The 10,302-nt window shown below is 71.2% G+C and carries 15 protein-coding genes; all 15 read left to right on the forward strand.

Going from position 1 to position 10,302, the window contains the following annotated elements; translation table 11 throughout:
- The first annotated feature begins 76 nt into the window (after nucleotides 1-76).
- The 15 genes from ACFVX9_RS03945 (at nucleotide 77) to ACFVX9_RS04015 (ending at nucleotide 10,168) form a co-directional block, all read left to right on the forward strand.
- Nucleotides 77-628, forward strand: a complete 552-nt coding sequence (locus ACFVX9_RS03945) for a hypothetical protein (protein ID WP_359904935.1) — start codon at nucleotides 77-79, stop codon at nucleotides 626-628.
- A complete protein-coding gene (locus ACFVX9_RS03950) occupies nucleotides 532-1,305 on the forward strand; it encodes a hypothetical protein (RefSeq protein ID WP_387980263.1) in 774 nt (257 codons plus the stop codon). Before ACFVX9_RS03945 ends, ACFVX9_RS03950 begins: the two co-directional genes overlap by 97 nt.
- Nucleotides 1,306-1,532: 227 nt before the next feature.
- Nucleotides 1,533-1,739: an antitoxin VbhA family protein gene (locus tag ACFVX9_RS03955; RefSeq protein WP_387980265.1), complete on the forward strand. Its 207-nt coding sequence runs from the start codon at nucleotides 1,533-1,535 to the stop codon at nucleotides 1,737-1,739.
- A 2-nt stretch (nucleotides 1,740-1,741) separates the two neighbouring features.
- On the forward strand, nucleotides 1,742-2,419 hold the full coding sequence (locus ACFVX9_RS03960) for a Fic/DOC family protein (RefSeq protein ID WP_387980267.1): 678 nt from the start codon (nucleotides 1,742-1,744) through the stop codon (nucleotides 2,417-2,419).
- Between the two features lie 336 nt (nucleotides 2,420-2,755).
- Nucleotides 2,756-2,926, forward strand: a complete 171-nt coding sequence (locus tag ACFVX9_RS03965) for a hypothetical protein (protein WP_387980269.1) — start codon at nucleotides 2,756-2,758, stop codon at nucleotides 2,924-2,926.
- Nucleotides 2,927-3,358: 432 nt separating this feature from the next.
- Nucleotides 3,359-3,640 carry a hypothetical protein gene (locus ACFVX9_RS03970; RefSeq protein ID WP_387980271.1) on the forward strand — a complete coding sequence of 94 codons (282 nt, stop codon included), beginning with the start codon at nucleotides 3,359-3,361 and terminating at the stop codon, nucleotides 3,638-3,640.
- Nucleotides 3,641-3,654: 14 nt separating this feature from the next.
- Nucleotides 3,655-4,161 (forward strand): single-stranded DNA-binding protein, encoded by a 507-nt coding sequence (gene ssb / locus ACFVX9_RS03975; RefSeq protein ID WP_387980273.1) that lies wholly within the window; start codon nucleotides 3,655-3,657, stop codon nucleotides 4,159-4,161.
- Between the two features lie 68 nt (nucleotides 4,162-4,229).
- Nucleotides 4,230-4,907, forward strand: coding sequence for a hypothetical protein (locus ACFVX9_RS03980; RefSeq protein ID WP_387980275.1), 678 nt, complete (start codon nucleotides 4,230-4,232; stop codon nucleotides 4,905-4,907).
- 71 nt (nucleotides 4,908-4,978) lie between these two features.
- Nucleotides 4,979-5,248 carry a hypothetical protein gene (locus tag ACFVX9_RS03985; protein WP_359904914.1) on the forward strand — a complete coding sequence of 90 codons (270 nt, stop codon included), beginning with the start codon at nucleotides 4,979-4,981 and terminating at the stop codon, nucleotides 5,246-5,248.
- Between the two features lie 52 nt (nucleotides 5,249-5,300).
- Nucleotides 5,301-6,212, forward strand: a complete 912-nt coding sequence (locus ACFVX9_RS03990; RefSeq protein ID WP_387980277.1) for a hypothetical protein — start codon at nucleotides 5,301-5,303, stop codon at nucleotides 6,210-6,212.
- A gap of 482 nt (nucleotides 6,213-6,694) precedes the next feature.
- Nucleotides 6,695-7,117 carry a DUF2958 domain-containing protein gene (locus tag ACFVX9_RS03995; RefSeq protein WP_380375064.1) on the forward strand — a complete coding sequence of 141 codons (423 nt, stop codon included), beginning with the start codon at nucleotides 6,695-6,697 and terminating at the stop codon, nucleotides 7,115-7,117.
- Nucleotides 7,118-7,166: 49 nt separating this feature from the next.
- Nucleotides 7,167-7,445, forward strand: coding sequence for a hypothetical protein (locus ACFVX9_RS04000; protein ID WP_380375066.1), 279 nt, complete (start codon nucleotides 7,167-7,169; stop codon nucleotides 7,443-7,445).
- Between the two features lie 414 nt (nucleotides 7,446-7,859).
- On the forward strand, nucleotides 7,860-8,309 hold the full coding sequence (locus tag ACFVX9_RS04005; protein ID WP_387980280.1) for a hypothetical protein: 450 nt from the start codon (nucleotides 7,860-7,862) through the stop codon (nucleotides 8,307-8,309).
- A 67-nt stretch (nucleotides 8,310-8,376) separates the two neighbouring features.
- Nucleotides 8,377-8,904 carry a hypothetical protein gene (locus ACFVX9_RS04010; protein WP_387980282.1) on the forward strand — a complete coding sequence of 176 codons (528 nt, stop codon included), beginning with the start codon at nucleotides 8,377-8,379 and terminating at the stop codon, nucleotides 8,902-8,904.
- A 115-nt stretch (nucleotides 8,905-9,019) separates the two neighbouring features.
- Complete coding sequence (locus ACFVX9_RS04015; RefSeq protein ID WP_380375070.1) at nucleotides 9,020-10,168, forward strand: DUF932 domain-containing protein; 1,149 nt, start codon at nucleotides 9,020-9,022, stop codon at nucleotides 10,166-10,168.
- Nucleotides 10,169-10,302 lie beyond the last annotated feature (134 nt).

Consider the following 10,302-nt stretch of genomic DNA (forward strand, 5'->3'; position numbering starts at 1 on the left):
AACCAGCTGGGGGGTGTCCGATGGCACCGGACACCCCCCGGCCCTGCCGACCACACCACCACCCGCCGGAGGACCCGTGCACCTGCATCTCGCCACCACCGACCACCGACCGCCCACTGTCCGAACCGACCTCGCTGTCCATCTCGCCGGGCACCACGAGGCCCACGCGGTGCTGATCGCTCGCACCATCCTGCTGACCATGCCGTCCGTCCGCGTGCGCCTGGCCCACCCACAGCCCGCGTACGAGGCGTACAAGGCGTGGACCAGCGCCGCCGACCGCGCCGCCCGAGTTCTTGCCGGGGCGGAATCCGGTACGGTCCCCGAGCCCGATGGACAGGTGTCCGGGCATCTCCGCTTTGACCGACCGGTCCCTCCGGCAGTCGTGGAGGCCCTGCCCGCGAAGCTCAGCCCGACCCGCGCGCCGCAACTGCGGGTCAGCGTCGGCGGTCTGCTGACCGTGGTCACCGACAAGGCGGCGTTCACCAGCCAGCTCAACCTCTGGACCACCGCCTACCGCCACGCTGCGCGCCGGTGGAGCAACCTTCCCTCCGTCGAGGAACTGGCGGCCGGAGCGCTGCCCCGCTTCGACGACATCGCGGCTCCGGCGCTCGCCAAGGCGGCGGCCTGAGCGACACCAGGCCGACCGGCCCGCAGTACGTCACCCTGGTCACCGAAGGCGGCTACCGGATTCACGCCACGATCACCCTTGACTGGGAGATCGGTGCCGCCCTCTACCGAATCCCGGAGCTGGGAGGCACCATCACCGTGGGGTGGGAGTCCGGCCACTACTACACGCGGTGCTGCGACGGGAACGCGATCCAGATCACCTATGGCAAGCCCGAACGAAGCCCGTTCACCAAGCACTACCAGGACGCGCCGACCGTCTACGGTGTCCAGCTTGCCGACCAAGCGGTCTTCCACCCCGAGACGATGAGCCCCACCAGTCACCGGTGGCTGGTGGTCCGGCGTGAGCTCGGGGGGCACTACAGCCCCAGCGCGCCGGAGGGTACCCAGCGCAGGACCGCCGCCATCGTCCACGCGATCACCCGGCACATGCTGTCCCGCCCGTGGGCGGCTGAGCTTCGACGCGCTCACGACGAGGAGCACGCCCCAGCCCGGTACCGCCACCACCAGGGGGCCATCAGCGAGCTGGAGAAGGAAGCGGCCACGCTCCAGGAGAAGATCACGCGGGAGAAGACCCGGGCAGCCGTTCAGGCAGCTGTGATCGAGGGGGCGGCCAGCAGGGAGCGCGGAACCCAACCGCTGCCCGCCCTGCTGGCCGAGCACCAGCAGCTTGCCGCATGAGACCGGCCGCCCGATCCGACGACACGGGTCGGGCGGCCGGGCGGCCGGCACCGCGGGGGGGGGGGGATCGAGCCCCCTCCCCCGCGCCCGCCTCCGCCCCCGGAGCCGGCCGCCTGCCGCGACCGACCCGCCGACCACCCCGGCCCCAGCGTGCCCACCACCGCAGGGCACGTACGCTGATGAGAGAACCCGCGCCCGCCCCGCGCGAACCCGAGGAGCCAACCCCGATGCACCACCCCGTCACCACCCCGGAGGACCGCCGCCGGGCGGTCACCTCCGCCACGGGCTCGGTCCGAGCCGAGGGCCTCACCCCCAGCACGGACTACCTCACCGACGCCGAGGAGTACGCGGCCGGTCGGATCACCGCAGACGAGCTGGTCCAGCGAGCCGAAGCCCGCCACCGCACGCCGGGCGCAGAGCAGACGACCCCCTGACAGTGGCCGACCCCTACGCCGATCCGGACAGCGGAGTCCTGCGCAACCGGCTCGGCATCACCGACCAAGGGCAGCTCGCCGCCGCCGAAGCCGACATCACGGCCGCCCGCCTCACCCGGATCGCCGAAAAGCCCGTTCCCGGCCGGTACGACCTCGCCCACCTCCAGGGCTTCCACCGCGAGGTCTTCGGCAGCATCTACCCGTGGGCGGGGGAAGTCCGCTCCATCGAGATCGCCAAGGGGAACACCCAGTTCTGCCTCGTCCGGATGATCCCGGGCTTCGCCGACGACACCTTCGGCCGACTCGCACGCCGTCAGGACTACCTCCGCGGCCTCGACCGGGACAGCTTCCTCACCGGGTTGGCCGACCTCTACGGCGACGTCAACGCCCTGCACCCGTTCCGTGAGGGCAACGGGAGGGCACAACGGGCCTTCCTCGGCCAGCTCGCCGCCGACGCCGGGCACCCGATCGACTGGACCCGGCTCGACCCCGACCGCAACACGCTGGCGTCCATCGCGTCGTTCAACGGCAACACCGGCCCCCTCCGCGCGATGCTCGCCGACCTCACGGTGGAGCAGCCGGCCACCAGGACCACGCCGACCACCACGACCACGACCCCGGTACAGCTGATCCAGCCCCCGCCGGTCCAGACGCCCAACCGGCCGACCATCCGTCCATGACCGCAGACAAGCGGAAGGCCGGTGGACACACCCGCGAACGGGTACCCCGAAGGGCGTTGGCACGCATCCACCGGCCAGAGACCACAGCACCCCACAGAGGGGGCGTGCAGAACCTCCAGCATAGACCAGCCGACCTCCCCGCAGGCATCCGTTGACCGCATCAGCCCCGCCTCTGAAATTGTCAGGCGACGAACCGGCACAAGACCAGGAGCGAGCGCATGCCCGACCCCGAGCACTCCTCTCACCTGCTGGATCAAGTGGTCCGTACCTCCAGGCGCGTCGCCGTCCCGGAGCCTGAGCCGCTTCACCGGTGGGTGGCATCTGCTGACCGATGTCATGGACCCCGGCGAGCCGGCCGTCCCGAACGACGGTGGACACGATCCGCAGTGCGCGAACGCCCACCCCTCCGTGCGGTTCGCGACCGGCCACGGCCCGGATCGCCGCGAGGTGACCACCTCGGCCTGCATCATGGGCACCGCCGACCTGTTCACGACCTCCACCGACTGAGCTCGTTTCTGGACCTCCCGGTGGTGGCCGCCGCCGGCCGCCTGCGGCGGTGGTAGCGGTCGCGCCTTCGGCGCGGCGCCCTTTTCTGGTCCGGGCGCCCCGCTGCGCGGTTCCCCCGGCCCCCCTCCGCGGCCCAGTATCCGGAGCCGGCCGCCCGCCTCAAGGGCGCTCCTTCCGGTCGCGTGGCTGCGCCACCGGCCTGCGGCCGGCCCTTGACCCGGACGGCCTCTTTGCCCCGGACCCCAGGCAGCTGTCGGGGGGACGGGGGAGGTGCGCCCGTCGATCTGACGGTCAGTCAGCCGTCCGACCGGCGCGCCGAACTATGCCCTCAAGCTTGACCAGAAACCCTCAATGCGGTAATATTGTTCTTGTTGGGAGGGGATGGCACCCCCGACCAGCAGGCAGAGACCACGGCACAACCGGAGGGCGGACATGAGCCCGCGCTACATCGCCTACTTCACCAATCCGTTCTCCGGAAGCGGCAACCCCGAGCCCGTCGCGTCGATCCGCCAGGCGGCGGACCAGCTGCGGAGCCGGGCCCGCGATCCCCGAACCGGCTGCACCGAGCAGTCGTTCGCCGACCTCTACCTCATCACCGACGAGCACATGCTCGCGGAGGCGGAGGAGATGGCCGGGATCGGAGTGCCGTTCGGTGGCGGTCCGGACTTCCGGATCACCCTGGGCCCGCGCGGCGGCGCCCGTATCGAACGCTAAGAGGAGTAGGAACCATGGCAGGCGAAACCAAGATCACCATTGTCGGAAACCTCGCGGACAACCCGATGCTCAAGTACAGCGACAGCGGAGCCGCGCGGGCCGTCTTCACCGTCATCTCCAACGAGCGGGCGTGGGACAGCTCCACCCGCAGCTACCGGGACGGCGACTCGATCTCGATGCCGTGCGTCGCTTGGCGGCAGTACGCGGAGAACATCGCGGCGAGTCTGGCCAAGGGTGCGCGCGTCGTCGTGACCGGTGTCCTCAAGCAGCGCACCCACCAGCCGGCCGACGGACCCCGCCAGGTCTACACCGAGCTCCAGATCGACGAGGTCGGCGCGTGCATGCGCTTCGCCACCGTCGAGGTCACCAAGGCCGGAAGCCGCCCCGCCCAGCAGGCAGCGGCCCCCGTCCAGGCCGCACCCGGCGCGTTCGACGCCACCTGGCCGCCGGTCCAGGCCCCGCCCGTCCCGACCACCCCGCCCGCCGTCGGCTCCTGGCCGACACCGGCCATGGCCAGCTGATCACCCTGCGGCCGGGCGGACTCCTCCGCCCGGCCCACCCCACCCCACCCCGCCCACGAAGGGACAGCTTGAGCACCACCACGCCCGACGCAGAACCCGCCAACGGCACCCCCGCCGCACCAGTCCGCCCGGCCCCCACGAAGACACCGGCCACCGTGGCCGCCGTCGTCGCCTACGCCCGCCGCCACGGCTGGACCGCCGACGCAAAGTGGTCCCCGGCCGACGAGACCAACACCGGCGACGGATGGGTGGTGACGACATCGGCCGACACCGCGCGCGGACGCGGCGAGTTCCGGCTGGTCTGGCGCTACCACGGCAACAGCAAGGTCCCGCGTTACGAACGCTTCTACTCCGACGGACGGAGCCCGAGCACGTACAGCCACGGCCCCACCCTGCCGTTCGTGCGCTGGGCCATGCGGAACAACCCGATCCCCTCGGCAGCGGCAGGCGACGAACCGCCGGTCTGGCGCTGGCGCGAGCCGGACGCCCTGCCGCCCACGGTCGAGGAGCTGACGGAGGCCATGCTGGCGCCGATCCGGCGCAGCGCCGAGCATTCGTGGCTACCCCAGACCGTCTACGCCTCACGGTGGATCGGGCACGACTTCCTTGGCCAGGACTGTCTCCTCATCAGCGTGGCCATGCCGCGCGACGACTACCGGCCCGAGGACGTCCACCCCGACAGCCCCATGCCGCTGCTGACCATCCTTCCCACCTTCTACTACGGCACCGTCCCCATGGGAGGGTGAGCCGGCCACACCGAACGCCCCTTCGCCGACACCCGTTCCACCCGTCGACCACCGCTGCCGAAAGGCCCTCCATGCCCACCGCCCCGCCCCCGAGCGAGCTGACCCGCATCATCAACACCGTCCAACGCGGCATGTTCGCCGTCGTCCTCGCCGTCATCGCCGCCACCGTGGTCGCCACCCTGCGGGACCAACTCCTCATCACCTACCCCCTGCTCGCTGTCGTCGTCGGCTTGCTCTGGCTCCAGTCCGTTGTGGTCCTCCGTCTGCCCAAGGCCATCAACCAGGCCGCCGAGCAGCACGGCGGCCCGCCGCTCCTGCCCAGTACCGCCCCCCGAAGCTGACCGAACCGGCCGGTCGGACCACGAAGGCCCGGCCGGCCCCTCCGGAGAATTCTTGATCACCACCTACACCCGCACCCGCCTGCTGCTCCGCTACGAGGTCGAGCACGCAGAGACCGGCCTCACCTACTACACCGTCCGCGCACCCCACGTCATCGGCACCATCACACTGCACCCCGAGGCCGCCCCCGGGGAGGCCGACAACCCCGACGCCTACACCCGGATCCGGTTCGTCTCCGGCCGCTACGACCCCGACGAGGGCCCCAGCAGCTACACCGACCGACTCGCCGTCTACAACGCATGGATCTACGACGGCATCACGCTCCCCGAGCCCGGCGCTCCCGCCGACCGCGACCCGTGGGAACAGCTCCACCGAAGCACCTACGAGCTGGCCACCGAGAAGGCCCGCGCACGAGCCAAGGAGGTCGGAGAGAAGATCGCCAGCGAGTACCGGCTGGACCGCCAGCGGCACGCGCAGCACACCCGCTACCTCCGGTCGGCGGCCGACCGCCAGCTGGCACGGGCCACCCGCGAAGCTGACGACCTCCGCCCAGCCGCCGATCGGCTCGGTGTGCTGGAGACCCAAATCGACCGATGGACCCGACTCCGCCACCCCGAGGCGAGCACCACCACGACCGTGGAGGTCGGAGGCCACCTGGCCGACTGGATCGACGCCCGACTGGCCGGCCGCCAGCCGCTCACCCCCGCCGACCGCGAGGTCTACCGCTCCTGGACCGCTGCCCGCCGACTCGGCGACTGCGCGGCGATTTTCCAGCCCCGCCGCGTGGTGCTGCGCACCGCCGCCGCCCTCGCCAGCTTCGCCCACGTCCTCACCGAGGCCAGTCTGGAGTCGCCGAGCAAGGCCGCCCGAGCCGACGCCCGCTGCCGCCTCCGCCGCATCGCCGAAGTCCACCCCGCCCTCGCCCCGGTGGTCCCCCGCCGGGAAGACGAGGAGCCGCCCCGCTGACCCGGGGGCACCGCCACCGGCCGCCCCGGTCGCGGTGCCCTCGGTCCGGGGTCGGTCGCGCCTTCGGCGCGGCGGTGTTGTTGGGCGGCTGTCGCCGCCGGCCGCCTGTGGCGGGATTCGGTCGCGCCTTCGGCGCGGCTGCCTTTTTGGTCCGGGCGCCCCGCTGCGCGGTTCCCCCGGCCCCCCTCCGCGGCCCAGTATCCGGAGCCGGCCGCCCGCCTCAAGGGCGCTTCGCGTGGCTTCGCCACCGGCTGCGCCGGCCCTTGACCCGGGCGGCCTCTTTGCCCCGGACCCCAGGCAGCTGTCGGGGGGACGGGGGAGGTGCGGCCGTTGATCTGACGGTCAGTCAGCCGTCCGACCGGCGTGCCGAACTATGCCCTCAAGCTTGACCAGAAACCCCCAGCGAGGTAAACTGATGTCATCAGGTCGACGGGAGGGCAACCCGGAGACCGGCCCGCGAAGCACAAACCGAGAGGCCGAACATGATCGAACTGCACAGCGCGAGCGTCGAACCGGCGAGCTGGGCCTGGGGGGCGATGCCCGAGCAGAACCGGCACGCGCGAGGACACGAGTTCTACCCGCCCTTCGCCGACCTGGAGAAGATCCCCGAGCTGTACGCGACCGACGGGCAGTCCTTCGAGGAGAAGGTCCTCCACATCCACTACTTCACCGGCGGCTCGGACTGGTACATCGCCGAGGTGGACCCGGCCAGCGGCCTGGCCTTCGGTTGGGCCAGGGTCAACTACCCCGAGGGCGAATGGGGTTACATCCACCTGGTGGAGCTGGAGGAGCTCTACCTCACGCCGACCGCGAAGCCGGGGCACCTGGTCCTTCCGATCATGGTCGAGCGGGATCTCGACTTCACCCCGACCCGCGCGGCCGACATCCCGGCCCTTTCCTGCTGAACCCGACGCTCCGCCCCACCCACCCCGCCGCGCAGCAAGAAGGAGCCCTGTGTCCGTCCTCGCCCCCGAACGACCCTCCGCCGACTCCGCCGACTCCGCGCTGGTCGCCGTCCGCGCCTTCATCTCCACCGATCCCGGCTCGTACCGAGGCGAGCCCGCCGACGTCGAAGGTGTGTCTGTGATCATCCGCGACGTGATCACTGCCCTGCTTCACCTGGCCGACGCCACCGGAGTCGAAGGCGACCGGGAAGAACTCGCCCTCCAGGCCTACTACCGATACCGCGAGGAAGCCGCCTGCGAGCGACTCGCCGGACTCGACCCGCTCTGAGGTCCCCGTACGGCGGCCACCGCACGGTGGCCGCCGTACGGCGCGGGTTCGGTCGCGCCTTCGGCGCGGCGCCCTTTTCTGGTCCGGGCGCCCCGCTGCGTGGTTCCCCCGGCCCCCCTCCGCGGCCCAGTATCCGGAGCCGGCCGCCCGCCTCAAGGGCGCTTCGCGTGGCTTCGCCACCGGCTGCGCCGGCCCTTGACCCGGGCGGCCTCTTTGCCCCGGACCCCAGGCAGCTGTCGGGGGGCGGGGGAGGTGCGGCCGTTGATCTGACGGTCAGTCAGCCGTCCGACCGGCGTGCCGAACTATGTCGTCAAGCTTGACCAGAAACCCCCAATGAGGTAATATTGTTCTTGTTGGGAGGGGAGGGCAACCCCGACCGGCGCCCGCGATGGACCGAACGAAAGGCGTCAACGCATGACGATCACTCTCGACCGCGACCGACTCGAAGAGATCAACGCGGCCAAGCAGGCCGAGTGTGGCCACAGCGGCGGGTCGGGCTGCGCCTGGTGCTGGCTCACCCCCGACGCCATTGCCGAACTCCCCTGCGCGGAGCGCCTGGCCGTCGCCGTCGATCTCGACCACCGGCTCACCGAACTCGGTATTCCCCGCGCACCCCGCACGGTCGTGATCGTCTCCGGTGCCCGCACCTACGCGGTGCAGGTCATGTGCGAGGAGCTCGGTACGTGGGAGCTGCGCATCCCCGCCCCCGGCGAGGAGTACGCCCTGTTCCGGGGTGCGATGTGGGCGAGCCCCGACGCGCAGATCCGCAGCGACCAGGCCCCGACGTGGATCGGGGGCCGGGACGACCTCGCCGACATCGCCCGAAGCTTTGCGGGCCTGCTCTGGGCGGCGGGCCTCCGGTAGCCCCATCCCCGCCCCCGGCCCGGCGATCCGCCGGGCCGGGCCCCGCCCTGCACTCCGAGGAAGCATCTTGAAGATCATTGACGTTCAGCACGATTCCGACGTGGCCCGCCCCGTCCGCTCCCGCGAAGTGCTCGCGGTCCTCGCCGACATCGGCGAGAAGTTCGACGCCGCCGCCGCAGTGGTCCGGGAAGTCGCCGCGGCCGAGTGGGCCGCGCTCCCGCCCGCACCCACCCTGGCCGTCGCCGACTGGCAGCGGGCGTGCCCCGCACTGGTCGAACTCGACACCTTCCTGGCCGCCGCCCATGCCAAGGTGGCCGCCGCTCTCGCCGAAGGCCGGTTCACCCCCCGGCGACAGCTGCGCTGGTCGTTCGTGCTGGCGCTCCACACGATCGGCCTGGCCTGGCGTGACGCCTACCTCCCCGGCGCGCACTACGTGATCAGCCCCGACCTGTCCGTCCGGCCGGGCCTGTCCGCCGCCGCCGCATGGGGCGCGGCCAGCGGGGCCGCCCCCGCCCGCGCCCGCCGCTGGGCGGTTGCCGTCACCGTGTCGCACTTCCGTGCGATGTCGGAGGAGGTGAACGCCGCGACCGGGTGAACCCATATCCAGAGGGTTGACCAAAAACCCTTAATGAGGTAATATTGTTCTTGTTGGGCGGGGAGGGCAACCCCGGCCGGCACCCACGACAGACCCCGGCGCGAAGGACTCACACATGACCGTCACCCTGGCCAGGACCTCCACCCGCAACGCGAGCCTTTCCGAGATCGTGGGCATTCTCCGCGAGCAGCACCCCCGCAAGACCGATGTGGTCGCCCCCGTCGGGGCCATCCGCGCCGAGGGCGGCCGACTGATCATCAAGGACGCGGACCACGACCTCACCCCGGACGGAGTCACCAGCAAGCCTGCGGAGTTCCGGCTCACCGACGTCTGCGAATCCGGTGTCGCCGAGAAGCTGGGCATTCCTGTCGGCTACCTGCGGAAGACCCGGACCGAGGCCCCGCACCTGTGGGACAGCAACGTCAACGGGTGGCTCAGTCACGAGAGCCGCGCCGACAAGTCGTTCATGATCCGTACGCTTCGCCCGGGTGCGGGCGAGGACACCGGCACTGCCCGCGCCTTCCTGAGCCCCAGCTATCGGATCATCGACAACTTGGACATCCTCGCCGCCGCGCTCCAGGGCGTGCGGGACGCCGGTGTCGAGGTCCGGCTGGACAAGTGCGACCTCACCGACCGGAAGATGTACGTCAAGATCACCGCTCCGCAGGTCAGCGCCTACGCCCCTGAGCTGTTGAAGGACTACCGGAGCCCGTTCACCGGCGCAAGGGGCGCGGACAACCCGACCGTCTTCGCCGGGTTCGAGATCAGCAACAGCGAGACCGGGTGCGGGGCGTTCACCATCGTGCCCCGACTGGTCGTCCAGGTCTGCGACAACGGAATGGTGATCACCAAGGACGTCATGCGGTCCGTGCACATCGGCGGACGCCAGCAGGACGGGGTGATCCGGTGGAGCGACACCACCCAGGCCCGCACCCTCGACCTGGTCACCTCCCAGACCACCGACGCCGTCAGCACCTTCCTTGACCACGACTACGTCGTCCGACAGCTGCGGTCCATCCAGGAGACGGCCGCGACCCGGATCAAGAACCCGGAAGCCACCATCACCACCGTCGCCCAGCGGCTGAAATTCACGGAGGAGCGCCGGGCCGACATCTTCGCCCACTTCATCCAGGGTGGGGACCTGTCCGCCGGTGGCGTGCTGCACGCCGTCACCTCCGTCGCCCAGACCCTCCCGGACGCCGACGACGCCCACGAGGTCGAAGCGCTCGGCATCCGCGCCATGGAGCTGGCCGCCACCCTGTGACCGGCCCGGCGACCGGCCCCCCCGGGCAGGGGGGGCCGACCCACAAACCCACCACCAAACCACCCCAAAAAACAGGGAAACCCCCTCCCCCCACCGTTTGAAAACCCCTCCCCCCCCCTGGCCAAAGCCACACC

Source organism: Kitasatospora sp. NPDC058243, assembly GCF_042882025.1.
Lineage (GTDB): Bacteria > Actinomycetota > Actinomycetes > Streptomycetales > Streptomycetaceae > Kitasatospora.